The sequence below is a fragment of the Streptomyces sp. R44 genome, assembly GCF_041053105.1.
Lineage (GTDB): Bacteria > Actinomycetota > Actinomycetes > Streptomycetales > Streptomycetaceae > Streptomyces.
The window spans coordinates 4322764-4346722 of sequence record NZ_CP163444.1 but is presented as its reverse complement, the minus strand read 5'-3'; the positions used below and the strand labels follow the sequence as shown (position 1 = coordinate 4346722).

Annotated in this window: 22 protein-coding genes and 2 tRNA genes; 17 read left to right on the top strand and 7 right to left on the bottom strand. The window is 69.5% G+C overall.

The window, feature by feature from the left end:
• Nucleotides 1-327 precede the first annotated feature (327 nt).
• The 7 genes from gyrB (at nt 328) to AB5J54_RS20090 (ending at nt 8513) form a co-directional block, all read left to right on the top strand.
• Complete coding sequence (gene gyrB, locus AB5J54_RS20120) at nt 328-2358, top strand: DNA topoisomerase (ATP-hydrolyzing) subunit B (RefSeq protein ID WP_369145300.1); 2031 nt, start codon at nt 328-330, stop codon at nt 2356-2358.
• A gap of 41 nt (nt 2359-2399) precedes the next feature.
• A complete protein-coding gene (gene gyrA, locus AB5J54_RS20115) occupies nt 2400-4994 on the top strand; it encodes a DNA gyrase subunit A (RefSeq protein WP_369145299.1) in 2595 nt (864 codons plus the stop codon).
• A 106-nt stretch (nt 4995-5100) separates the two neighbouring features.
• Nucleotides 5101-5676, top strand: coding sequence for a DUF3566 domain-containing protein (locus tag AB5J54_RS20110; protein WP_369145298.1), 576 nt, complete (start codon nt 5101-5103; stop codon nt 5674-5676).
• A gap of 98 nt (nt 5677-5774) precedes the next feature.
• A tRNA-Ile gene (locus tag AB5J54_RS20105) sits at nt 5775-5848 on the top strand.
• A gap of 160 nt (nt 5849-6008) precedes the next feature.
• Nucleotides 6009-6143, top strand: a complete 135-nt coding sequence (locus AB5J54_RS20100) for a DLW-39 family protein (RefSeq protein WP_003958712.1) — start codon at nt 6009-6011, stop codon at nt 6141-6143.
• Nucleotides 6144-6255: 112 nt separating this feature from the next.
• Entirely contained in the window at nt 6256-7206 is a 951-nt protein-coding gene (locus AB5J54_RS20095; RefSeq protein WP_369145297.1) for a hypothetical protein, read from the top strand.
• Nucleotides 7203-8513 (top strand): hypothetical protein, encoded by a 1311-nt coding sequence (locus AB5J54_RS20090; protein WP_369145296.1) that lies wholly within the window; start codon nt 7203-7205, stop codon nt 8511-8513. Before AB5J54_RS20095 ends, AB5J54_RS20090 begins: the two co-directional genes overlap by 4 nt.
• A gap of 19 nt (nt 8514-8532) precedes the next feature.
• Here AB5J54_RS20090 and AB5J54_RS20085 read toward each other — a convergent pair whose 3' ends face one another.
• Together AB5J54_RS20085 and AB5J54_RS20080 are read right to left on the bottom strand one after the other, a co-directional pair.
• Nucleotides 8533-9798, bottom strand: coding sequence for a protein kinase (locus tag AB5J54_RS20085; protein WP_369145295.1), 1266 nt, complete (start codon nt 9796-9798; stop codon nt 8533-8535).
• Between the two features lie 64 nt (nt 9799-9862).
• Nucleotides 9863-10411 carry a helix-turn-helix domain-containing protein gene (locus AB5J54_RS20080; protein WP_369145294.1) on the bottom strand — a complete coding sequence of 183 codons (549 nt, stop codon included), beginning with the start codon at nt 10409-10411 and terminating at the stop codon, nt 9863-9865.
• 130 nt (nt 10412-10541) lie between these two features.
• Here AB5J54_RS20080 and AB5J54_RS20075 point away from each other — a divergent pair.
• Nucleotides 10542-10614, top strand: a tRNA-Ala gene (locus AB5J54_RS20075).
• Between the two features lie 275 nt (nt 10615-10889).
• Nucleotides 10890-11270: a DUF6344 domain-containing protein gene (locus AB5J54_RS20070; RefSeq protein WP_369145293.1), complete on the top strand. Its 381-nt coding sequence runs from the start codon at nt 10890-10892 to the stop codon at nt 11268-11270.
• Nucleotides 11271-11547: 277 nt separating this feature from the next.
• On the opposite strand, the gene AB5J54_RS20065 is transcribed toward AB5J54_RS20070, so the two are convergent.
• Nucleotides 11548-12252 carry a DUF5324 family protein gene (locus AB5J54_RS20065; RefSeq protein ID WP_369145292.1) on the bottom strand — a complete coding sequence of 235 codons (705 nt, stop codon included), beginning with the start codon at nt 12250-12252 and terminating at the stop codon, nt 11548-11550.
• A 186-nt stretch (nt 12253-12438) separates the two neighbouring features.
• Here AB5J54_RS20065 and AB5J54_RS20060 point away from each other — a divergent pair, with 186 nt between their 5' ends.
• On the top strand, nt 12439-12966 hold the full coding sequence (locus AB5J54_RS20060; protein ID WP_369145291.1) for a peptidylprolyl isomerase: 528 nt from the start codon (nt 12439-12441) through the stop codon (nt 12964-12966).
• A 22-nt stretch (nt 12967-12988) separates the two neighbouring features.
• Nucleotides 12989-13852 (top strand): rhomboid family intramembrane serine protease, encoded by an 864-nt coding sequence (locus tag AB5J54_RS20055; protein ID WP_369145290.1) that lies wholly within the window; start codon nt 12989-12991, stop codon nt 13850-13852.
• A 303-nt stretch (nt 13853-14155) separates the two neighbouring features.
• Here the strand turns inward: AB5J54_RS20055 and crgA are convergent, their stop codons facing one another.
• On the bottom strand, nt 14156-14410 hold the full coding sequence (gene crgA, locus AB5J54_RS20050; protein WP_056565215.1) for a cell division protein CrgA: 255 nt from the start codon (nt 14408-14410) through the stop codon (nt 14156-14158).
• Between the two features lie 140 nt (nt 14411-14550).
• Here crgA and AB5J54_RS20045 point away from each other — a divergent pair, with 140 nt between their 5' ends.
• The 6 genes from AB5J54_RS20045 to AB5J54_RS20020 all read left to right on the top strand — a co-directional run bounded on the left by AB5J54_RS20045 (nt 14551) and on the right by AB5J54_RS20020 (nt 18810).
• Nucleotides 14551-15318: a DUF881 domain-containing protein gene (locus AB5J54_RS20045; protein WP_369145289.1), complete on the top strand. Its 768-nt coding sequence runs from the start codon at nt 14551-14553 to the stop codon at nt 15316-15318.
• 15 nt (nt 15319-15333) lie between these two features.
• Complete coding sequence (locus AB5J54_RS20040; RefSeq protein ID WP_369145288.1) at nt 15334-16005, top strand: class E sortase; 672 nt, start codon at nt 15334-15336, stop codon at nt 16003-16005.
• 64 nt (nt 16006-16069) lie between these two features.
• Complete coding sequence (locus tag AB5J54_RS20035; RefSeq protein WP_015034837.1) at nt 16070-16231, top strand: hypothetical protein; 162 nt, start codon at nt 16070-16072, stop codon at nt 16229-16231.
• Nucleotides 16228-16866 (top strand): aminodeoxychorismate/anthranilate synthase component II, encoded by a 639-nt coding sequence (locus AB5J54_RS20030; RefSeq protein ID WP_369145287.1) that lies wholly within the window; start codon nt 16228-16230, stop codon nt 16864-16866. The genes AB5J54_RS20035 and AB5J54_RS20030 overlap by 4 nt, the downstream gene beginning before the upstream one ends.
• Entirely contained in the window at nt 16863-18095 is a 1233-nt protein-coding gene (locus AB5J54_RS20025; protein WP_369145286.1) for a class E sortase, read from the top strand. Before AB5J54_RS20030 ends, AB5J54_RS20025 begins: the two co-directional genes overlap by 4 nt.
• A gap of 37 nt (nt 18096-18132) precedes the next feature.
• Nucleotides 18133-18810: a class E sortase gene (locus AB5J54_RS20020; RefSeq protein ID WP_369145285.1), complete on the top strand. Its 678-nt coding sequence runs from the start codon at nt 18133-18135 to the stop codon at nt 18808-18810.
• Nucleotides 18811-18894: 84 nt separating this feature from the next.
• On the opposite strand, the gene pknB is transcribed toward AB5J54_RS20020, so the two are convergent.
• From pknB to AB5J54_RS20005, 3 genes are all read right to left on the bottom strand, one after another.
• The gene (pknB, locus tag AB5J54_RS20015) at nt 18895-20907 is read right to left on the bottom strand and encodes a Stk1 family PASTA domain-containing Ser/Thr kinase (RefSeq protein WP_369145284.1); all 2013 of its coding nucleotides are present in this window, start codon (nt 20905-20907) and stop codon (nt 18895-18897) included.
• Between the two features lie 155 nt (nt 20908-21062).
• Nucleotides 21063-22529: a peptidoglycan D,D-transpeptidase FtsI family protein gene (locus AB5J54_RS20010; protein WP_369145283.1), complete on the bottom strand. Its 1467-nt coding sequence runs from the start codon at nt 22527-22529 to the stop codon at nt 21063-21065.
• Nucleotides 22526-23956: an FtsW/RodA/SpoVE family cell cycle protein gene (locus tag AB5J54_RS20005; protein ID WP_369145282.1), complete on the bottom strand. Its 1431-nt coding sequence runs from the start codon at nt 23954-23956 to the stop codon at nt 22526-22528. The genes AB5J54_RS20010 and AB5J54_RS20005 overlap by 4 nt, the downstream gene beginning before the upstream one ends.
• Nucleotides 23957-23959: the final 3 nt, after the last annotated feature.

Here is a 23959-nt window from a genome sequence, read left to right as displayed (position 1 = left end):
GCGCCGCGCGGGTGGGCCGTGCCCACCCTCCCCCCAGACTCCGTCCGGGGGGACCCCCACGCCCTGCGGAACGATTGCCCACAGCCCGACGGAACGTGCGCCCACAGGCTGCTACCGCTCGAAGCGCTGGGTGGCCGTCTGGGGGCTCTGGGGCCCCTCTCCGGATATGGGGAGTCGTCTCGCGCCCGCGCAGGGCGGCACATGCGCATTCAGGTACCGGCAAACCCCCATGAGTGTCCGTGGTACCGGTAGACTGGGAGACAATCCCGCCACCCTGCGGAACATGTCGAACGACGCAGCCGCTCCCGTATGCCCGGAGAACGGCCTGTGCTGTGCCAGAAAGGGCGCTTCGTGGCCGATTCCGGCGACCCCAACGAGAACTCCCAGTACACCGCCAGCAATATCCAGGTCCTCGAGGGCCTGGATGCCGTGCGCAAGCGCCCTGGCATGTACATCGGCTCGACCGGCGAGCGCGGTCTGCACCACATGGTGCAGGAGGTCGTCGACAACTCGGTCGACGAAGCCCTGGCCGGCCATGCCGACACCATCGACGTGACGATCCTGGCCGACGGCGCCGTGCGCGTCGTCGACAACGGCCGTGGCATCCCGGTGGGCATCGTGGCCTCCGAGGGCAAGCCGGCCGTCGAGGTCGTGCTGACCGTGCTGCACGCGGGCGGCAAGTTCGGCGGCGGCGGCTACGCCGTCTCCGGCGGTCTGCACGGCGTCGGTGTGTCCGTCGTGAACGCCCTGTCCACCAAGGTCTCCGTCGAGATCAGGACGGACGGCCACCGCTGGACGCAGGACTACAAGATGGGTGCCCCCACGGCGCCGCTCGCCCAGCACGAGGCGACCGACGAGACCGGCACCTCGGTCACCTTCTGGGCCGACCCGGACATCTTCGAGACCACCGAGTACTCCTTCGAGACGCTCTCGCGGCGCTTCCAGGAGATGGCCTTCCTCAACAAGGGCCTGACGATCACGCTCACCGACGAGCGCGAGTCCGCGAAGGCGACCGTCGGCGCCGACGACCCGGACGCCGAGGCGGCCGCCGAGCCGACCGCGCGCACGGTCAGGTACCACTACGAGGGCGGCATCGTCGACTTCGTGAAGTACCTCAACTCGCGCAAGGGCGAGCTGATCCACCCCACCGTGATCGACCTCGACGCCGAGGACAAGGACAAGAACCTGTCCCTCGAGGTCGCGATGCAGTGGAACAGCGGCTACAGCGAGGGCGTGTACTCCTTCGCCAACATCATCCACACCCACGAGGGCGGCACGCACGAGGAGGGCTTCCGTGCGGCGCTGACCTCGCTGATCAACAAGTACGCGCGCGACAAGAAGCTGCTCCGCGAGAAGGACGACAACCTCACGGGTGACGACATCCGCGAGGGTCTGACGGCGATCATCTCGGTCAAGCTGAGCGAGCCGCAGTTCGAGGGCCAGACCAAGACCAAGCTGGGCAACACCGAGGTCAAGACCTTCGTCCAGAAGGCGGTCTACGAGCACCTCAACGACTGGCTGGACCGCAACCCGAACGAGGCCGCGGACATCGTCCGCAAGTCGATCCAGGCCGCCACCGCGCGCGTGGCCGCGCGCAAGGCGCGCGACCTGACCCGCCGCAAGGGCCTCCTGGAGTCGGCGTCCCTCCCGGGCAAGCTCTCCGACTGCCAGTCGAACGACCCGTCCAAGTGCGAGATCTTCATCGTCGAGGGTGACTCCGCCGGCGGCTCGGCCAAGTCCGGCCGCAACCCGATGTACCAGGCCATCCTGCCGATCCGCGGCAAGATCCTGAACGTCGAGAAGGCCCGCGTCGACAAGATCCTGCAGAACACCGAGGTCCAGGCGCTGATCTCCGCCTTCGGCACCGGTGTGCACGAGGACTTCGACATCGAGAAGCTCCGCTATCACAAGATCATCCTGATGGCGGACGCCGACGTCGACGGCCAGCACATCAACACCCTGCTGCTGACCTTCCTCTTCCGCTTCATGCGGCCGCTGGTCGAGGCCGGGCACGTCTACCTCTCCCGCCCGCCGCTCTACAAGATCAAGTGGGGCCGGGACGACTTCGAGTACGCGTACTCGGACCGAGAGCGGGACGCGCTCGTCGAGCTGGGCAAGCAGAACGGCAAGCGGATCAAGGAAGACTCGATCCAGCGCTTCAAGGGTCTCGGCGAGATGAACGCCGAGGAGCTGCGCGTCACCACCATGGACGTCGAGCACCGCGTGCTCGGCCAGGTCACCCTGGACGACGCCGCCCAGGCCGACGACCTGTTCTCGGTGCTCATGGGCGAGGACGTCGAGGCACGGCGCTCGTTCATCCAGCGCAACGCCAAGGACGTTCGCTTCCTCGACATCTGAGTCGGTCTCAGCTGACCGTACGAAAGGACTGACGACCAGCAATGGCCGACGAAACCACCCCGACCACCGAAGAGCAGGAACCCGTGCTGCGGATCGAGCCCGTCGGGCTCGAGACCGAGATGCAGCGCTCGTACCTCGACTACGCGATGTCCGTCATCGTGTCCCGCGCGCTGCCCGACGTACGGGACGGCCTCAAGCCCGTCCACCGGCGCGTGCTGTACGCGATGTACGACGGCGGGTACCGGCCCGAGAAGGGCTTCTACAAGTGCGCCCGCGTCGTCGGTGACGTCATGGGTACGTACCACCCGCACGGCGACTCCTCGATCTACGACGCGCTCGTCCGCCTCGCCCAGCCCTGGTCGATGCGCATGCCGCTCGTCGACTCCAACGGCAACTTCGGCTCCCCGGGCAACGACCCGGCCGCCGCCATGCGCTACACCGAGTGCAAGATGGCGCCGCTGTCGATGGAGATGCTCCGCGACATCGACGAGGAGACCGTCGACTTCACGGACAACTACGACGGCCGCAACCAGGAGCCGACGGTCCTCCCGGCCCGGTTCCCGAACCTGCTGGTCAACGGCTCCGCCGGCATCGCCGTCGGTATGGCCACCAACATCCCGCCGCACAACCTGCGCGAGGTCGCGGCCGGCGCCCAGTGGGCGCTGGAGCACCCCGACGCCAGCCACGAGGAGCTCCTCGACGCGCTGATCGAGCGGATCAAGGGCCCCGACTTCCCCACCGGCGCGCTCGTCGTCGGCCGCAAGGGCATCGAGGAGGCGTACCGCACCGGCCGTGGCTCGATCACGATGCGCGCGGTCGTCGAGGTCGAGGAGATCCAGAACCGCCAGTGCCTGGTGGTCACGGAGCTTCCGTACCAGACCAACCCCGACAACCTCGCGCAGAAGATCGCCGACCTGGTGAAGGACGGCAAGGTCGGCGGCATCGCCGACGTCCGCGACGAGACCTCGTCCCGGACCGGCCAGCGCCTGGTCATCGTGCTCAAGCGCGACGCCGTCGCCAAGGTCGTCCTCAACAACCTGTACAAGCACACCGACCTGCAGACGAACTTCGGCGCGAACATGCTGGCGCTCGTCGACGGCGTGCCGCGCACCCTCTCGCTCGACGCGTTCATCCGCCACTGGGTGACGCACCAGATCGAGGTCATCGTCCGCCGGACGAAGTTCCGGCTGCGCAAGGCCGAGGAGCGCGCCCACATCCTGCGCGGTCTGCTCAAGGCGCTCGACGCGATCGACGAGGTCATCGCGCTCATCCGCCGCAGCGACACGGTCGAGGTCGCCCGCACGGGCCTGATGGACCTGCTCTCGATCGACGAGATCCAGGCGAACGCGATCCTGGAGATGCAGCTCCGCCGGCTCGCCGCCCTGGAGCGCCAGAAGATCGTCGCCGAGCACGACGAGCTCCAGGCGAAGATCAACGAGTACAACGCGATCCTGGCCTCCCCGGAGCGCCAGCGGGCGATCGTCAGCGAGGAACTGGCCGCGCTCGTCGAGAAGTTCGGCGACGACCGCCGCTCCAAGCTCGTGCCCTTCGACGGTGACATGTCCATCGAGGACCTGATCGCCGAGGAGGACATCGTCGTCACCATCACGCGCGGCGGCTATGTGAAGCGGACGAAGACCGAGGACTACCGCTCGCAGAAGCGCGGTGGCAAGGGTGTGCGCGGCACGAAGCTGAAGCAGGACGACATCGTCGACCACTTCTTCGTCTCCACCACCCACCACTGGCTGCTGTTCTTCACGAACAAGGGCCGGGTCTACCGGGCCAAGGCGTACGAGCTGCCGGACGCCGGCCGGGACGCGCGCGGCCAGCACGTGGCCAACCTGCTGGCCTTCCAGCCGGACGAGCAGATCGCCCAGATCCTGGCGATCCGCGACTACGAGGCCGCGCCGTACCTGGTGCTCGCCACCAAGGCCGGCCTGGTGAAGAAGACCGCGCTGAAGGACTACGACTCGCCCCGCTCCGGCGGTGTCATCGCGATCAACCTCCGGGAGACCGCGGACGGCGGCGACGACGAGCTGATCGGCGCCGAGCTGGTCTCCTCCGAGGACGACCTGCTCCTCGTCTCCAAGAAGGCGCAGTCGATCCGCTTCACCGCCACGGACGACGCGCTGCGTCCGATGGGACGTGCCACCTCGGGCGTCAAGGGGATGAGTTTCCGCGAGGACGACGAGCTGCTCTCGATGAATGTCGTCCGGCCCGGTACGTTCGTCTTCACCGCGACCGACGGCGGGTACGCGAAGCGCACCCCCGTCGACGAGTACCGCGTCCAGGGTCGTGGCGGCCTCGGTATCAAGGCCGCCAAGATCGTGGAGGACCGCGGCTCGCTCGTGGGCGCGCTGGTGGTCGAGGAGACCGATGAGATCCTCGCCATCACGCTGTCCGGCGGTGTGATTCGTACGCGAGTCAACGAAGTCAGGGAGACCGGCCGTGACACCATGGGCGTCCAGCTGATCAACCTGGGCAAGCGCGATGCCGTCGTCGGCATCGCACGGAACGCCGAGGCGGGCAGCGAGGACGAGGATCTCGACGACGCCGAGGGCGTGGTCGAGTCGGTCGAGGTCGACGCCGAGGCGGCCGAGGGCACGGAGCCCTCGGCCGGGGAGCACGAGGAGTAAGAGCGTGAGTGGAGCCACGGGCGCCGGATCGGCGGCTGCCGGAGCTTCTGCTGGTGCTGGAGCGAACGGCGCCCGTGGCCCCGCCACGGACTCCCAGGGGGTTGCGGTGACGGACACTCGGGGGCAGCAGCCCTCGTACGAGACGTACAACGGGCCGCTGCCCGGCGAGCGCCCCCAGGGGCAGCCGAGCGGTCCCTACCACCCGCCGCAGGCGTACGGCACGCCTGCGGGCGGGACGCCAGCGGGCGGTACGCAGGGCGGGCAGACCGGCGCGGTGCGCCGGCCGCGCACCGGGGCGCGCACGACGCCCAGGACGCGCAAGGCGCGGCTGCGGGTGGCCAAGGCCGATCCGTGGTCGGTGATGAAGGTGAGCTTCCTGCTCTCCATCGCGCTGGGCATCTGCACGGTCGTGGCCGCGGCGGTGCTGTGGATGGTCATGGACGCCATGGGCGTCTTCTCGACGGTCGGCGGCACGATCAGCGAGGCCACGGGCTCGAACGAGTCCAACGGCTTCGATCTGCAGTCCTTCCTGTCGCTGCCGCGGGTGCTGATGTTCACCTCGGTGATCGCCGTGATCGACGTGGTCCTGATGACCGCGCTGGCGACGCTGGGCGCCTTCATCTACAACCTGTCGGCGGGCTTCGTGGGCGGTGTCGAGCTGACGCTGGCCGAGGACGAGTGATCTGCGAGGGGGCCGGTCGGTTACCGATTTTGGGACTGGCCCCCACGTGCGCTAATGTTCAGGAGTCAGCGCGGCGGGGACACACCGCAAAGCGCGGCGGGGCTATAGCTCAGTTGGTTAGAGCGCATCCCTGATAAGGATGAGGCCACAGGTTCAAATCCTGTTAGCCCCACAGTTCGGATCGACCCGGATGGTTCCTCCATCCGGGTCGATCTTTTTGTGCGTGGTTTGAAGCAGGGGTGCGAAGCCCGTACAGGTCACCGATCGGTATCGGTCGATGTGTAGAGTGGGCGTCAGAAGTCTCCTACGTCAACGAAAGACGAGGTCGCGCGGTGAAGAAGCTTCTCCTGGTCGCACTGGCCGCCATCGGCGGGCTCCTCGTGTACCGCCAGATCCAGGCGGATCGCGCCGAGCAGGATCTGTGGACGGAGGCGACCGACTCCGTGCCCGCAGGTTCCGGTGTCTGAGAGACACGCATTCTGTGGGTGAGGCCCCGGCAGCGCGTGAGCGCCGCCGGGGTTTCGCTGTTCCGGGACCGTGACACGGGCTCCCTTGAGTTCGCCAGCGCAAATCACTAGCTTGCTAAAGCAAAGTCGATGGAGCGCGAACAAGGGGGACGACCATAGGACCGAGACCGCGACGAGGCACCGCGGGGGGCGTGGCCGCCGGACTGTTCGCGGACTGCGCGTCTACGGCGCCGACCGGACGAGCGGCTGCACCGACACCCGGCTCGCGAAGCCGGTCGCCCCGCTCGACCGGGCCGGCCTCAAAGCGGCCGTGGCCGCCCTCACGCCCAAGGGGGACACCCCCATCGGGCTCTCGCTGCGCAAGGCCGCGGAAGACCTCCCCGCGCCGCCTCCCGGGGCCATCACCATCCGCACGATCCTGTTGATCTCGGACGGCGAGGACACCTGCGGCACCCCGCAGCCCTGCGAGGTCGCCGCCGAGCTCGCCCACCAGGGCATCGGGCTGCGCATCGACACCTACGACGTCGGGTTCGCGAACGAGCCGGCCGTCGGCGACTCCGGCTCCTCGGTCACGTCGTACGGCGGCACCGAGGTCTACACCCCGGCACGGCAGCCGTTCGGCTTCGGCACGGGCGTCTTCAACTCCCAGCGCGCGTACGACGGGGAACCGACCGCGCTGAGGATGGGCACCGTCCCGGTCGTCTGGAGCAACCGCTACGAGGCGAACCCGAACGTCGTCCCCGTGCACACGCCCGGCGGCCACTACATCACCCTCGGCGCCGACACGGCCAGGATCGCCCGCAACCCCGAGATCGCCGTCGTCCTGCGGATCGCCGTCCTCGGCGAGGAGAAGGCCGGACCCGAGCACCACGCGCGCGTGAAGGCCCCTGCGAAGCAGGACGAATCCACCGCGCGGGCGGACACCGGAGGTGCGGGCGGGGCAGGATGGACCGGCACCACGGCCGTCGCGGTGGGCGGCGGGGCGCTGGTGCTGCTCGCCGGGGTGCTGATCGCCCTCGGGCGGGCGCGGCGCAGGGCGGGAAGGAACGGGAGAGACGCGTGAGCACGCAGGCCGGCAGGCGGACCGGGATCGGCCGGAGGACGGGAGCCCTGATCGCGGCGGCCGCGGCCGTGGGCGCGGTGACGGGACTGCCCGTCCAGGCCCGGGCGGCCGAAGGGACTCCGATACCGCCGTACGCCTTCGACGGCTCGGCCCAGCGGATCCAGGGCGCCGCCTCCAGCCTCGACGCGAAGGCCCTGAAGACGGGGCAGACGTACCGGGACACCGTCAAGAAGGACGGCAAGCTCTACTACCGGGTCGACCTCGACGACAAGGTCAACTCGTACGTCTCCGTGGTCGCCGTGCCGAAGCCCGGCGGGAAGGTCGAGTACGGCGACGGCGTCAAGATCAGCATGCAGGACGGCTCCGGCGCCGAGTGCAGCTACCAGCAGGTCAACTTCTCGTCGGCCGACTACACGCGGCCCCTCGCCGCGTACGCCCGCCGGATCATCGACGCCGAGAGCTCCAGCTGCCAGCAGGCGGGGGCCTTCTACGTGCTCGTCGAGCGCTCCTCGAAGGCGACCTCCTCCCCGGACGACTGGGAGCTGGAGATCCGGCACGTGTCCGAGCCGCCGCTGAAGAAGGCCGGCCCGAGCGCGCTGCCGTCCGCCTGGCCCTCCGCCACGCCCGCGCCGCCCACGGGAGGCCCCCGACCCCGCCAGGGCGGCTCCGGCATCCATGACGCCGCCTCGCTGACGCAGGGCGAGTGGCGCGCCGACATCCGGCCCGGCCAGACGCTCTTCTACCGGGTACCCGTCGACTGGGGACAGCAGCTCTTCACCACCGCCGAGCTCGGCAGCAGCTCCGCCGCCGACACGTACGTCTCCAACGCGCTCGTGCTCTCCCTGGAGAACCCGGCGCTCGGCCACGTCGACGAGAACACCGTCACCTACGACGGGAAGCCCGCGACGGTCGAGCTCGGCCCGCAGCGGCCGGTGGCCCACGCGAACCGCACCGCGTACGACGACGCCACCAACGGGACGCGGTTCGCCGGCTGGTACTACCTGTCGGCCACCCTCAACCCGGCGGTCGCCAAGGACTACGGCGACAAGCCGGTGCCGCTGACACTGCGGGTGAACGTCATGAACAAGGCCGCGTCCGGTCCCGGGTACGACGGGGACCCCGGGCCGTTCACCGTGACCGCCGACGACAAGGAGGCGGCCGCGAGCGGCTCCAGCGGCGCACAGGTGGAGCAGGCCGCCGAGCGGAGCGGCACCATGACGGTCGTCGCGGCGGCCGGGATCGGCATCGGGACCGTCCTGCTGCTCGGGCTCGGGGCGTGGACCCTGCTGGCCCGGCGCAGGGCCTAGGACCCCGCGGGCTCAGGGCTCAGATCTGCGTCAGGGCCCAGAAGCCGACCGCGAGCGACACCAGCGCGAGCAGGATCACCGGGACCGTCACCTTCGGGGGCGGTCCCGGTCGGCGTACGGGGGCGAGCGGCGTGGGTGCCGTGTGCGGGGCGGGAACCTGCTCGGGGCGAGCGGTGTAGGGAGGGGTGGGGGCTTGTCCGTACGGCGTCGCGGAGGCGGGCGCCGGGTGCGTGACCGGGGGAGACAGGTGGAAGCTGCCCGTCTCGGAGGGGCCCGGGACCGGCGGAGCCGCGGGAGCGGGGACCGGGGCCGGGGCCTGGACCGGCGACGGCGCCGGGACCTGGGCGGTCGGCGGGTACGACGGCTGCTGCGGTGCGGGGTGCTCCGGGGCCGCCGCGGCGGCGGCCGTCGGACCTTCGGGGCCGAAGCCCGCGGGCAGGGGGCCGAGTTGGTCGAAGATCTCGACCGGCTCCTCGACGGGGCCCGTCTCGGGCAGCATCTCGACGGCGGCGCTCAGCGCCTTGCGCGCTCCCGTGGCCGTCCGGAACCGGGCCTGCGGATCGGGCTGGAGCAGACCGGCCAGCACCTGCCACAGGGGCTCGGGAATGCCCTCGGGGGCGCCCGGGGTGCCGTGTGCGAGGAAGTGCTCCACCAGGGCCTGGGAGTCCGGCTTGCGGCCCTGGAGCAGATAGAGCGCGACCAGACCGACGGCGAAGAGGTCGGCGGTGAAGTCCGGCTCCGCGCCGAGGAGCTGCTCGGGCGCGAAATAACCGGGCGTCCCCACCACGTAGTTGGTCTCGGTGAGGCGCGGTTCGCCCTTGCGCATGGAGATGCCGAAGTCGGAGAGCCGCAGATGCGGCCGCCCGGTGCCGGTGACCTCCATGAGGATGTTGGCGGGCTTGATGTCACGGTGCACGACCCCCTCGGCGTGCACCGTGGCCAGGCCCGACAGCAGCTGGTCGAGCAGCGTGCAGACGAAGCGGGGCGGCAGCGGGCCGTAGTCCCCGATGACGTGGGCCAGCGAGCCGCCGGCCACCAGGTCCATGGTGAAGAGGACCTTGTCGTCGTCGGCGGCCCAGCTGGCCGGGGCGAGGACATGCGGATGATCGATCCGCAGCGCCTGCTCACGGACGAAGCGGAGCAGTGTGTGCGCGTCGCTCTGCAGGAGCACCTTGGCCGCCACGTAGCGGCGGCGCCGGTGGTCCCAGGCACGCCACACCGCGCCCGCCCCGCCGCGTCCGATCGGGTCGATCAGCTCGTACCGACCAGCGAAGACCTCACCCATCGCGCTGCGCCCGCTCCCCGTGTGCGTCGTCTCTCCGCGGTGCCGGCCGGCCGCCGGGCCCGCGTCAGTTCTGGTGCGACTCGTAGTGCGCGACCGCGTCGGCGGTGCGCCCGGCGCCGTACACCCGGAGGAACTCTGCCAGTTCCGGGTGGGCCGGGGCGAGCGAGTCGGCGGCGTCGATGATGTCGCCGGCGGCCGCCACGGAGCGCAGCAGCGACTGGATCTCGCGGACCACACGGCGCACGGTCGGACCGCCGGATCCGGTGGCGGTCTGGCCCGTGCCGGTGAGGACGGAGCCGCCCTGCGACTTCTTGATCTCGTCCATGCGGTCGGTGGCCTCGGCGGCGCTGACGCTGCCGTCGGCGACCTGGACGGCGAGCTCCTGGAGGGCCTGGACGCGCTGGACGACGGCCGGGTTGCCGATCTTGGCCCGCTGGCCGCTCATCAGCTGGGACAGCATGGGCGCCGAGAGCCCGAGCACGGCCGCGAGCCTGGCCTGATTGAGCCCGAGATCGTCGATCAGGCGACGGAAGAGCGCCCCCAGCGGCTCTCCGTACCAACTGCGCTGAAGCTCTCTGGCTCTTGCCGTGGCTTCCTGCTGCGCTGCGTCCATTACTTACTCCCCATCCCTTAGGTTCGCCACTGCGAACCTCGGTCAGCATCTTACGGAGAGTGGTCGCCGACCGGGAGTCCCAATCCTTTTGCCGGACATGGGGGGTGACCCGGTACGCTGTCCTCGTTCCGGGGCCTTAGCTCAGTTGGTAGAGCGCTGTCTTTGCATGGCAGATGTCAGGGGTTCGACTCCCCTAGGCTCCACTCGGACAGACCCCCCTGACCTGCGGAAGCGCAGGACAGGGGGGTCTTTCGCGTTCCGTGCGGGGCGCGTGTGCGGGCGTACGGGCCGGGTTCGGGCGCCGTGGCGCTGGGTGACCGGGGGCGGCGCTGGTCCGTCCGGGTGGTGTTCATCGGAAGAACTGCGCGACGGCGGCGTCGGTCCGCGGAAATCGGGTCCGCATCCACATCATGAGAAAAGTACGTAAAGCGCGCAACCCGAAATGAACCATCCGAGAACGTCACGAAAGTGAGGGGCCATGGCCACCGCCAAGGTCAAGCAGTTCTGGACCGCCTTCATCTCCGTCCTCTTCGCCCTCCTCGCCTCCGTCGGCCTGGCGAACACCGCCGCCGCGGCCGGGCAGCCCGCCGTCCAGCAGCCCGAGGAGCCGGCCGCGCCCGCCGCCGCCCCCGCCGTCACCGCCGGGGAGCGCGCGCTCGCCTCCGTACCGGCACAGCGGACGCATCGCTGGCCGCTGGCCGGGGACCGCGCCCTGCCGCCCACCATCAAGCAGCGCATCGCCGCCGAGGCCCACGGTTCCTCCCCCTCCGCGCGTCAGCGGTCCTCGTCGACCGCCGGCGTCGAGAGCGACCCGGCCGCGCTGACGGACCTGGCGCTCGCCGCTGCCGCGGCGGCGTAGGGCGTGGGGAGACGACGACGCGTACTCCCCCCACCCCACCCGCGGGACGTCAGCGGCCCGGGAAGGGCCGCAGCAGAACCAAGGACGGAACCCGGCAGGCCCCGGTAGGACCCAGCAGGACCCGGCACGAACCGGTAAGACCCAGCAGGACCCGGTAAGCCCAAGAGCAGGACCCGGCAGGACCCGGTAGAACCCAGCAGGACTCAGTAAGACCCAGCAGGACCCCAGCAGGACCCCAGCAGGACCTCGGTAGGACCTCGGTAGGAGTAGCGGTCGGTCAGCGGCGTTCGTCGCGGTCGGCGGCTTCCGCGGCGGCTGCGGCATCGGAATCGGCCTCGGTCTCCACCTCCGCGTCACGGGGAGCCCCACTGCCGTCGACGGACGACAGCGGTGAGTCCTCGTCCATCTCGGTGGGAGCGGGAGGTTCGACCAGCCAGTCGGGATTGGCCTGCTTGTCCCACCACTTCCAGGCGACGAAAGCGCCGCCGAGCAGTACGCCGAGGACGACGAGTCCCTTGGCGAGGCGTCCGGCCCTGGCCCGACGCTCGTGCTTCTTCACGATCTTCTGGATTTCCTTCGGCGTCACCTGACCGCGCAGCGCGGCCCAGGCGGCGGTGGAACGCGACCCGGCCTCCTCCAGGACGGGACCGGTCGCGGCGACCGCGCTCTCGACGCGCGGAACGGTGTAGTCGGCCGCCTGACGGGCGGCCCGGCGGGTCTTGACCGCCGCACGGTGTGCGGCCGCGTCGACCCGCGGTGGTACGTGCGGTGCGACATACGAGTCGTACTGCGCGCGAGCCTGCGTACGGGCCGCGGACGCGGCCTTCGAGACCTTCGGCGCGATCACCACGCGCGCCTCGTGTGCGTAGTGCGCGGCCTGGTCCTTGGCCGAGTCGGCGTACGGCGCCACCACTTCCGCGGCGTGCAGGACGCTCTCCTTCGCCGAACCTGTCGCGGCGCGCACGCTGTCCATGCGGGTCACGGGATTCCTCCTCCTCGGTGGCGATGTCGGTTTTTCACCTTTCCATCCTTTTCGGAATCATGCCCGCCGGAGCGGCGTCCGGCATGTGGGGCTGGCATCCGGGGCATGCGAGGATCGGACACGCCAGAGACAGACGTGACATGACGCGACACGACGACGCGACACGACGTGGGACGGAAGGCGACCGTGGCCGAGCAGCTGTACGCGACCCTCAGGACGAGCCTGGGCGACATCGAGGTGCGGCTGCTGCCGTTCCACGCCCCGAAGACGGTGCGGAACTTCGTCGAGCTCGCCTCCGGCGAGCGTGAGTGGACGCATCCCGCCACCGGCACGGTCTCCTCGGACCCGCTCTACGACGGAACGGTCTTCCACAGGGTCATCAAGGGCTTCATGATCCAGGGCGGCGACCCGCTGGGGAACGGCACGGGCGGCCCGGGCTACGAGTTCGCCGACGAGTTCCACCCGGAGCTCTTCTTCGACCGCCCGTACCTGCTGGCCATGGCCAACGCGGGCCCGGGCACCAACGGCTCGCAGTTCTTCATCACCGTCGGCCCCGCGACCTGGCTGAACCGCAAGCACACCATCTTCGGCGAGGTCGCCGACAAGGAGAGCCGGAAGGTCGTGGACGCGATCGCGGCCACCGCGACCGACCCCCACACCGAGCGTCCGCTCCAGGACGTCGTCGTCGAGTCCGTGGTGATCGAGAAGCGCTGAGGCGGAAGGGACGGAACCCGCCATGGACACGCAGCCCGGTCTGCTGCGCTGCTACCGCCACCCGGAGGCCGAGACCGGCATCCGCTGCGCCCGCTGCGAGCGGCCCATCTGCACACAGTGCATGATCTCCGCGTCCGTCGGCTTCCAGTGCCCGGAGTGCGTACGGGGCGGCTCGGGCACCGGCCACGCCGCCGGTGCCAACCAGCCCCGGACGCTCGCGGGTGGCCGGGTGGCGGCGGACGGACGCTTCATCACCAAGATCCTCATGGTGATCAACCTGGCGCTGTTCATCGCCGTCCAGGTGGTCGGCGACCGGCTCCTCGACGACCTCGCCCTGATCGGCGGCGCCTACCTTCCGAGCGGTGAGCTGGTCGGGGTCTCGGACGGCGAGTGGTACCGGCTGCTGACCTCGGCCTTCCTCCACCAGGAGCTCCCGCACTTCCTCTTCAACATGCTGGGCCTGTGGATGATCGGCGGGATCGTCGAGCCCGAGCTGGGGCGGATCCGGTACACGGCGCTCTGCCTGCTCTCCGGGCTCTCCGGCTCCGCGCTCGCCTATCTGCTCTCCCCGCAGAACCAGTTCTCGCTCGGTGCCTCGGGCATCGTGTACGGCCTGCTCGGGGCCTGGATCGTGCTGGCCCGGCGCAGGCGGCAGGACATGCGGCCCGCGCTTCTGTTCGTGGCGCTGAACCTGCTCATCACGTTCACCCGTCCGGGGATCTCCTGGCAGGCGCACGTCGGCGGTCTGGTGGCCGGCGTCCTGCTGACGTACGCGATGGTGCACGCGCCGAGGGTCCGGCGGGACCTGGTGCAGTACGGGGCCTGTGCCCTGGTGCTCCTGGTCGACCTGGGGATCGTGCTCGCCCGATCGGCTGCGCTCACCTGAGCGCAGGTGCCTGTGGACGAGCTCTTCTGTGAGCTTTCCCCAGAGTTATCCACAGTGCGTGGCGGATCCTCCCCAGACGGTGGGGAAAGACGCGGCCCCTCGCCTCTGACCTGGTATTTCTCCAGGGAGGCGAGGGGCTTCGTGTGTTCTGCCGAGGGTGATTCCGGTCATACCGCCGTCAACCTCGTGCGAGTTATCCACAGATCTTCGTAAGTTATCCAGTGCTGTGCACAACGCTGTGGATAAGCTCGGGGGAGAGCTTGACGAGAGGCCGCCGCGACCGCTACATCGACCGGTCCGCCGCTACTTCCACTGCGTGGAGACGCCGAACCCGGCCGCGATGAAGCCGAAGCCCACCACGATGTTCCAGTTCCGGATCGACTCGACCGGCATGGAGCCGTCGGTGACGTAGAAGACCACGATCCACACCAGACCGATGGCGAACAGCGCCAGCATCACCGGCGCCACCCAGCTGCGATTGGTCAGCTTGATGTTGGTGGCCTGCTTGGCGGGCGGAGGCGTGAAGTCGGCCTTCTTGCGGATCCGTGACTTCGGCACGAGGGACTCTCCTGTCGATGCGCTGCGTGACCGCGCAGGGAACTGTGGCTGGCGCCGGGATGTGACGAAGGAGGACGACTGCGTCCCCCAGGCGTCCGTTAGCGTAGTGGTTCCGCGGCACCGAAGGGGATCAGGGTACGTTGAGCAATTCCGCCGACACTCCCGAAGGGCCGGGCCGCACCACGAGGTGGCGCCCCGTCCGAGTGCTCACCCTTGCCGTCTTCGCCCTCGCCGGACTGATCTTCGTCACGAGCTTCAACACCGCCAAGGGCACCAACATCCGCACGGACGCCTCGCTCCTCAGGCTCTCCGACCTCATCGAGGAACGCAGCCACAAGAACGCCGGCCTCGACGAGTCCACCGCCACCCTCCGCGGCCAGGTCGACTCCCTCGCCGCCCGCGACGACGGCTCCACGCGCGCGGAGGACGAGAAACTCGACGCGCTCGAAGCGAACGCGGGCACCACCGAGGTCTCCGGCTCCGGCCTCACCGTCACCCTCGACGACGCCCCACCCAACGCCCAGGCCGCCCCCGGCTACCCCGAACCGCAGGCCAACGACCTGGTCATCCACCAGCAGGACCTCCAGGCCGTCGTCAACGCCCTGTGGCAGGGCGGCGCCGAAGGCATCCGGGTCATGGACCAGCGGCTCATCTCCACCAGCGCCGTGCGCTGCGTCGGCAACACCCTGATCCTCCAGGGCCGCGTCTACTCACCGCCCTACAAGATCACCGCCGTCGGCGACCGCGGCAGGCTGACCAGGGCGCTGGCCGCCTCCCCCGCGCTCCAGAACTACCAGCTGTACGTCAAGGCGTACGGGCTCGGCTGGAAAGTCGACGAGCACAGGGCGGTGACTCTTCCCGGGTACTCGGGCACAGTGGACCTCCACTACGCGAAGCCGGTGAGCTGACAGCGGGAGGGCCGCTTGCGTCTCCTCGTGAGGACCCTCAGCGAGCTCTGCATCACCGCCGGCGCCCTCATCGTCCTCTTCGTCGCCTACCTCCTGTACTGGACCGGCGTCCAGGCCGCCGGCGCCAGCGCCGCCCAGATCGACACCCTCCAGCGCGCCTGGGCCGACACCCCCGTCGCCGCCGCACCCGCACCCGCGCGCGTACCGCCGCTGTACGCCACCGGCAAGGGCATCGCCGTGATGTACGTCCCCCGGCTCGGCCGCGACTGGAAATGGCCCGTCCTCGAAGGCACCGGCCCCGACGTCCTGAAGAAGGGCCTCGGGCACTACACCCGCACCGCCACGCTCGGCGGCACCGGGAACTTCGCCGTCGCCGGCCACCGCCGCACCCACGGCGACCCCTTCAAGGACTTCCCGCGCCTGCGCCCCGGCGACGCGATCGTCCTCACCGACGGCACGACCTGGTTCACCTACCGGATCGACCGCGGCCCCTACCGGACCGTCCCCGGCGACACCGCCGTCGTCGACCCCGTCCCCAGGAAGTCCGGCTTCGACGGGCCCGGCCGCTACCTCACCCTCACCACCTGCGACCCCGAGTGGGGCAGCAGCCACCGGCTGATCGTCTGGGCGCACCTCGACGCCACCCGCCCCGTGACCGACGGCCGTCCACAGGCTTTGGACAGCTGACCCCTCACGGCCCGCTCGCCCCGTACTCTGGTCCCCGTAACGAACGGAAGGGACGGTCCACGTCATGTACGGCTGGATCTGGCGGCATCTGCCGGGCAACGCGTGGGTACGGGCGCTGATCTCGATCGTGCTGGTCCTCGCGGTCGTCTATGTCCTCTTCCAGTACGTGTTCCCCTGGGCGGAGCCTCTGCTTCCGTTCAACGATGTGACGGTGGACGGCCAGTGAGCGCGCGAATTCTCGTCGTCGACAACTACGACAGCTTCGTCTTCAACCTCGTTCAGTACCTCTACCAGCTCGGCGCCGAGTGCGAAGTCCTCCGCAACGACGAGGTCGAGCTGAGCCACGCCCAGGACGGCTTCGACGGCGTCCTGCTGTCCCCCGGGCCCGGCGCGCCCGAACAGGCCGGGGTCTGCATCGACATGGTCCGGCACTGCGCCGACACCGGCGTGCCCGTCTTCGGCGTCTGCCTCGGCATGCAGTCGATGGCCGTGGCGTACGGCGGAGTCGTCGACCGCGCGCCCGAGCTGCTGCACGGCAAGACCTCGCTCGTCACGCACGAGGGCAAGGGCGTCTTCGCCGGACTGCCCTCGCCGTTCACCGCGACCCGCTACCACTCGCTTGCCGCCGAGCCCGCCACGGTGCCGGCCGAGCTGGAGGTCACGGCGCGGACCGAGGACGGCATCATCATGGGGCTGCGCCACCGTGAACTCCCCGTCGAGGGCGTGCAGTTCCACCCCGAGTCGGTCCTCACCGAGCACGGGCACCTGATGCTCGCCAACTGGCTGGAGCAGTGCGGCGACAAGGGGGCGGTCGGCCGGTCGGCGGGGCTCGCTCCGGTGGTGGGCAAGGCCGTCGCGTGACGACGGGCTCGCCGTGGTTCCGGGCGACCAACGTGCCGGGGCCGGAGCCGGAGCCGATACCCGGGGACCCGTACGCGCCCGCCGAACCGTACGCACCGGCCGAGCAGTACGTCCCGGCCGAGCAATACGCGCCGACCGAGCAGTACGGGGCCGGCGCCGGGTACGCGCCCGCGGAGCCCTCGTACGCGGCCACCGAACCGTATGCGCCGCCTGCCGAGCCGTACGTCCCCGCGCACTCCTACGAGCCCGCCGAGCCGTACGCCCCCGAGGCCCCCTACGAGCCCTCCTACGGGGCGTACGGGGCGGAGGAGGCCCCGGAGGCCCCCCGGGACGAGACGATGCCCCTGCGGGCCCTGGAAGAGGTCTCCGAGGCGCCGTCCGAGGCGCCGTCCGAGCCGGGTCCGGGCCCCGGGCGTGCCGAGCGCCGTCGCGCCGCCAAGGGCGGCCGCGGCCGCAACCGGGCCGCCGCACCCACGACGCCCGCGCCGTCCGCCGCCGAAGGGCGGCCGCTCTCCCGCGTCGAGGCCCGCCGTGCCGCCCGCGCCGCCAAGGAGAGCGTCGGCGTCGTCGCCAGCCGGGTCGTCGGTGAACTCTTCATCACCCTCGGCGTCGTCATGCTCCTCTTCGTCACCTACCAGCTGTGGTGGACGAACGTCCTCGCCGGCCAGGAGACCGACCGGGCCAAGGAGCAGATCGAGGACACCTGGAACCAGGGCGGCGGCGAGGACAAGCCCGAGGCCTTCGAGCCCGGCAAGGGCTTCGCCATCATGTACATCCCCAAGCTGGACGTGGTCGTCCCCATCGCCGAGGGCATCAGCAAGGCCAAGGTCCTCGACAAGGGCATGGTCGGCCACTACGGCGAGGGCAAGCTCAAGACGGCCATGCCCGCCGACAAGCAGGGCAACTTCGCGGTGGCCGGCCACCGCAACACACACGGCGAACCGTTCCGGTACATCAACCAGTTGAAGCCCGGGGACCCGATCGTCGTCGAGACCAAGACCGCGTACTACACGTACGAGATGGCCAGTGTCCTGCCGCAGACCTCGCCCTCCAACGTCTCGGTGATCGACCCCGTACCGAGGCAGTCCGGCTTCAAGGGCCCCGGCCGGTACATCACACTGACCACCTGCACGCCGGAGTTCACCAGCACGTACCGCATGATCGTGTGGGGCAAGCTGGTCGAGGAACGCCCGCGCAGCAAGGGCAAGCCGGAAGCGCTCGTAGGCTGAGCCCCCACACCTCCGGACGGGACGACGGGACGACCTAGTGGCACGCGCGCGCAACCGGATCGCCGGGATCATCAGCCTCTTCGGCGAACTCCTCATCACGGCGGGCCTGGTACTCGGCCTCTTCGTCGTCTACTCGCTGTGGTGGACGAACGTCCTCGCCGACCGCGCCGCCGACAAGGACGGCGCACAGGTCCGCGACCAGTGGGCCGACCAGGGCCCCGGGGCGCTCGACACCAAGGACGGCATCGGCTTCCTCCACGTACCCGCCATGAAGAACGGCGAGGTCCTGGTGAAGCAGGGCACCGGCACCGACGTCCTCAACCACGGCGTCGCCGGCTACTACACCGACCCGATCAAGTCCGCGCTGCCGCAGGACAAGCAGGGCAACTTCACGCTCGCCGCGCACCGGGACGGGCACGGCGCCAAATTCCACAACATCCACAAGTTGAAGACCGGGGACGCGATCGTCTTCGAGACGAAGGACCTCTGGTACGTCTACAAGGTCTACAAGACCCTGCCCGAGACGACGAAGTTCAACGTGGACGTCCTCCAGCCCGTCCCGAAGGAATCCGGCAGGACCAAGCCCGGCCGCTACATCACGCTGACCACCTGCACCCCCATGTACACCTCGGACTACCGCTACATCGTCTGGGGCGAACTGGAACGCACGGAGAAGGTCGACCGCGACCGCACCCCGCCGGCGGAGCTGCGCTGAGCGTCGGACGGGACAACGGGAGAGCCCCGGCATCCGTACTGGATGCCGGGGCTCTCCCGTGTGCGTGTCGGGTGCGTGCGGGGCTCAGCCGAAGAAGCCGCCGCCGCCGGGGTTCCCGTTGTTGTTGTCCCCGCCTCCGGCGCCGATCGTGTTCACGGTGATCGGCTGGTTGGTGGGAACCTGGGTGCCCTCCGGCGGGTTCGTGTTGATGACCAGGGCGTCCTCCTTGTCGGAGCCCGCCTGGGTGATCTGCTGCAGACCCATGCTCTGCAGCAGGTCCCGGACGTCCTTGAACTTCCTGCCGGTCAGACCCGGGGGAATCGTGACCATGGTCTGCTGCGGTCCCTTGGAGACCTTCAGCGTGATCTGGACGTCCTTCGGCTGGTTCGACGGGCCCTGCGGGGTCTGGTCGACGACCGTGCCCGCGGGCTCGTTCGAGTCGACGTCCTCCTTGGTCACGCTCGTGAAGCCGAGCGAGTTCAGCTGCTGGACGGCCTGGTCGTAGGTCCGGCCCTTGACGCTGGGAAGCTCGGACAGCTCCTTCTTCGCGACGGTGATCGTGATCTCGGAGTTCTGCTCGGCCTTGGTGCCGCCGTCCGGGTTCTGCTTCAGAACCGTGCCCGGCTCCTCCGCGGACTCCTCCTGCTCGACCTTGACCTTGAAGCCCTTGTCCTTGAGCGTCTGCTCGGCCCGCTCCTGGGACTGCTCCATGACGTCCGGGACCTCGATGAGCGGGGCGCCCTCGGAGACGACCACCTGGATCGTCCCGTTGGTGTCCATCGTCGCGGTGCCGTCCGCGGCCGGGTCCTGGCGGCAGATGGTGTCCTTGGGCTGGTCGCAGCGCTCGGTACCGGTCTGCTGGACCTTCACCTGGGAGTTCTTCGCGCGGTCGTTCGCCGCCGCCATGTTCTGGCCGACCAGGTTCGGGACCGTGACCTTCTGCGGCCCGTCCTTCTTGTCGAAGAGCGAGACACCGATGAAGATCGCGCCGACGAGCACCAGGACGCCCGCGAGAGCCAGCAGGATCGTCGAGGTGTTCGACTTCTTCTGGCCACCGCGACGGCGGTCCGGACGGTCGTCATAGCCGTAGCCGCCGTCGTCCGGGTTGACCGGCGGCAGCATCGACGTCTGGCCGGCCGGGTCGGCCTGGCGCAGCGCGGTCGTCGGCTGGTCCTCCGGCGGATAGCCGCCGTAGCCCCCGCCGTACGCGGGCGCGCCCGCCATGCCCATCCCCATCGCGGCGGCGGCCGCGACCGGCTGACCGTCGAGGCAGGCCTCGATGTCCGCGCGCATCTCGTCGGCGGACTGGTACCGGTAGTCAGGGTCCTTGACCAGCGCCTTCAGGACGATGGCGTCCATCTCGGGCGTGATCTCGGGGTCGAAGTTGCTCGGCGGCTGCGGCTCCTCGCGGACGTGCTGGTACGCGACCGCGACCGGGGAGTCGCCGATGAACGGGGGCCGGACGGTGAGCAGCTCGTAGAGCAGGCAGCCGGTGGAGTACAGGTCGGACCGGGCGTCGACCTGCTCGCCCTTGGCCTGCTCCGGGGAGAGGTACTGGGCCGTGCCGATCACCGCGGCGGTCTGCGTCATGGTCATGCCCGAGTCGCCCATGGCGCGCGCGATGCCGAAGTCCATGACCTTGACCTGGCCGGTGCGCGTCAGCATGACGTTCGCCGGCTTGATGTCACGGTGCACGATGCCGGCGCGGTGCGAGTACTCCAGCGCCTGGAGGATGCCGACCGTCATCTCGAGCGTGCGCTCGGGCAGCAGCTTGCGCCCGGAGTGAAGCAGCTCACGCAGGGTCGACCCGTCGACGTACTCCATCACGATGTACGGGATGGAGACCTGGTCGACGTAGTCCTCGCCGGTGTCGTAGACCGCGACGATCGCCGGATGGTTCAACGAGGCGGCGGACTGTGCCTCACGGCGGAACCGGGCCTGGAAGGACGGATCACGGGCCAGGTCGGCCCGCAGCGTCTTCACGGCGACGGTGCGGCCGAGCCGGGTGTCCTGGGCGAGGTACACCTCGGCCATGCCACCACGGCCGAGCACCGGGCCCAGCTCGTACCGGCCGCCGAGGCGACGCGGCTCTTCCATAGCTAATCCAGCCCTCTCCGTCTGTCCCGACCGCACCCATGGGTGGTCCGGCGGTGTGTGCTGTTCGCGCATACGCTACCGGCCCCGGGAAGGCGTTCCGCCCGGGGCCGGTAGCTGATACCTGACCGGTACCTGGCTCGTACGGGGTCCGGGGGTCAGCCCCGGGTCTTCAGAACCGCCTTCATCACGGCCTTGGCGATCGGGGCGGCGAGGCCACCACCGGTGATGTCCTCACGGTCCGTGCCCGCCGAGTCCTCGACGACCACGGCGACCGCCACCGGGGAGCCCTCCGAGGTCTTCGCGTACGAGATGAACCAGGCGTAGGGACGCTTCGCGTTCTTCTCGCCGTGCTGGGCCGTACCCGTCTTGCCGCCGACCTTCACGCCGTCCATGTTCAGGTCGCCCTTGCCGCCGGTGCCGTTGGAGACGACGTTCTCCATCATCTGCTGGAGCTTCTGGGCCGTCTCCGGCGAGACCGGGCGGCTCAGCTCCTCCGGCTCGTTCTGCTTGATGATGTCGACGTTCGGGGCGCGCAGCTGGTCGATCATGTACGGCTTCATCAGCTTGCCGTCGTTGGCGATCGCCGCTGTGACCATCGCCATCTGCAGCGGGGTGGTCGCGGTGTTGAACTGGCCGATCGACGAGAGCGCGTTACCGGGGCGGTCGGCCTTCTTGTCGAAGACGGAGGCCGAGGAGCGGACCGGGGTGAACTGTTCGGCGTTGAAGCCGAACTTCTCCGCCATCTCGACCATTTTGTCGCGGCCGACGTCGTCGCCGAGCTTCGCGAAGACCGAGTTGCAGGAGATCTCCAGGGCGCGGTTCAGGCTGGCGTTGGCACAGCCCTTGGCGTGGTTGACCATCTCCTTGGTGGAGAGCGGAAGCTTCCAGCCCTCGGGGGTGTCGGTCGCCGCGTTGATGTCGGTGACCTTGCCGTTCTCCAGCGCCGCGGCGGCGGTGACCACCTTGAAGACGGAGCCGGGCGGGTAGATCTCGCGGATCGCGCGGTTCAGCTTCGGCTTGTTCTTGTCCTTCTCCAGCGCGACCCAGGCCTTCTCGTCCTTGGCGGAGTAGCCCGCGAAGGAGGAGGGGTCGTACGAGGGCGTGGACGCCATCGCCAGGATCTTGCCGGTCTTCGGCTCGATGGCGACGACGGCGCCGGTCTTGCTGCCGAGGCCCTCGAAGGCGGCCTTCTGCGCGGCACCGTTGAGGGTGGTGATGACATCGCCACCCTTCTTCTTCTCACCGGTGAACATGGCCATGGTGCGGTCGAAGAAGAGCCGGTCGTCGTTGCCCGTGAGGATGCCGTCCTCGATCTTCTCGATCTGGTTGGCGTCGTAGGCCTGCGAGGCGTACCCGGTGACGGGGGCCCACATGGGGCCCTCCAGATAGGTCCGCTTGTACTTGTAGAACTTGTCGCCCGAGTCGACGGAGCCCGTGATGGGCTTGCCGTCCACGATGATGTTGCCGCGCTCGTTCGAGTACCGCTCGATCTGGACGCGCCGGTTCTTGGGGTGGGCGTTCAGTTCGTCGGCGCGGACGAGCTGGAGCCAGTTGTCCCGCAGGAGCAGGGCGAGGACCAGCAGGCCGCAGAAGATCGCGACCCGCCGCAGCGGCTTGTTCACGGACGGACCACCTGGGTCATCTCGGCGTCGGGGGACGGGGCGGGCGCGGGCGCGGGACGGCGCGCGGTGTCGCTGATCCGGATGAGGATGCCGATCAGGGCCCAGTTGGCGATCACGGAGGAACCGCCGTACGCGAGGAACGGCATGGTCATACCGGTCAGCGGGATGAGGCCCATCACACCGCCGGCGACGACGAAGATCTGGAGCGCGAAGGCACCGGACAGGCCCATCGCGAGCAGCTTGCCGAAGGGGTCGCGGGCGGCGAGCGAGGTGCGGACACCGCGCTCCACGATCAGGCCGTAGAAGAGCAGGAAGACCATCACGCCGGTCAGACCGAGCTCCTCGCCGACGGTGGCGAAGATGAAGTCCGAGTTGGCGGCGAAGCCGACCAGGTCCGAATTGCCCTGGCCGAGGCCGGTGCCGAGGATGCCGCCGGAGCCGAAGGACATCAGCACCTGCGTCATCTGGTCGCAGGCCATGGCCATGTTCGAGCCCTCGGGGGCGGTCTTCAGGCACTCGAAGGGGTCGAGCCAGGCGGCCACACGCGACTGGACGTGGGAGGCGGTCGACCCGACGATGACGGCACCCGCGGTGGACATCAGCAGACCCATGACGACCCAGCTGGTCCGCTCCGTCGCCACGTACAGCATGATCACGAACATGCCGAAGAACAGCAGCGAGGTGCCGAGGTCGTTCTCGAACACCAGGATGAGCAGGCTGACCGCCCAGATCGTCAGGATCGGGCCGAGGTCGCGGCCGCGCGGCAGGTAGAGACCCATGAACCGGCGGCTCGCCAGCGCCAGCGCGTCTCTCTTCACCATCAGATAGCCGGAGAAGAACACCGCGAGCACCAGCTTGGCGAACTCACCCGGCTGGATGGAGAAGCCGGCGACGTTGATCCAGATCTTGGCGCCGAACACGTCCGCGCCCAGGCCGGGCACGAGCGGCAGCAGCAGCAGGACGAGGGCCGCGACCATGGAGATGTACGTGTAGCGCTGGAGGACCCGGTGGTCCTTGAGCAGCAGCAGCACGCCCACGAACATGGCGACGCCGATCGCCGAGTACATCATCTGGTTGGGCGCGTCGGGGGTGAAGGTCTTGTACCGGGCGATGATCCGCGGCGACTGGTCGAGACGCCAGATCAGCACCAGACCCAGACCGTTCAGCAGCGTCGCGAGCGGCAGCAGCAGCGGATCCGCGTACGGGGCCCACTTCCGCACCACCAGGTGCGCGACGCCCGCGAGCAGCGCCAGCCCGAGGCCGTACCCGGCCATGCCCGCCGGGACCTTGCCGTCGATGGCCAGGCCCACGTTGAGGTACGCGAACACCGGGATGACGACGGCGAACGCGAGCAGCGCCAGCTCGGTGTTGCGGCGGCTCGGCGCCTCGATCGCGCCGATGGTGGTCGTGTTGGTGACAACGCTCATGGT

What these genes read in the sequence shown, in the direction of transcription:
- AB5J54_RS20070 (WP_369145293.1), top strand. Translation starts at nt 10,890, where the DNA reads ATGGCCACCGCCAAGGTCAAGCAGTTCTGGACCGCCTTCATCTCCGTC.
- AB5J54_RS20085 (WP_369145295.1), bottom strand. Translation starts at nt 9,798, where the DNA reads ATGGGTGAGGTCTTCGCTGGTCGGTACGAGCTGATCGACCCGATCGGA.
- pknB (WP_369145284.1), bottom strand. Translation starts at nt 20,907, where the DNA reads ATGGAAGAGCCGCGTCGCCTCGGCGGCCGGTACGAGCTGGGCCCGGTG.
- gyrA (WP_369145299.1), top strand. Translation starts at nt 2,400, where the DNA reads ATGGCCGACGAAACCACCCCGACCACCGAAGAGCAGGAACCCGTGCTG.
- AB5J54_RS20005 (WP_369145282.1), bottom strand. Translation starts at nt 23,956, where the DNA reads ATGAGCGTTGTCACCAACACGACCACCATCGGCGCGATCGAGGCGCCG.
- AB5J54_RS20055 (WP_369145290.1), top strand. Translation starts at nt 12,989, where the DNA reads ATGGACACGCAGCCCGGTCTGCTGCGCTGCTACCGCCACCCGGAGGCC.
- AB5J54_RS20080 (WP_369145294.1), bottom strand. Translation starts at nt 10,411, where the DNA reads ATGGACGCAGCGCAGCAGGAAGCCACGGCAAGAGCCAGAGAGCTTCAG.
- AB5J54_RS20035 (WP_015034837.1), top strand. Translation starts at nt 16,070, where the DNA reads ATGTACGGCTGGATCTGGCGGCATCTGCCGGGCAACGCGTGGGTACGG.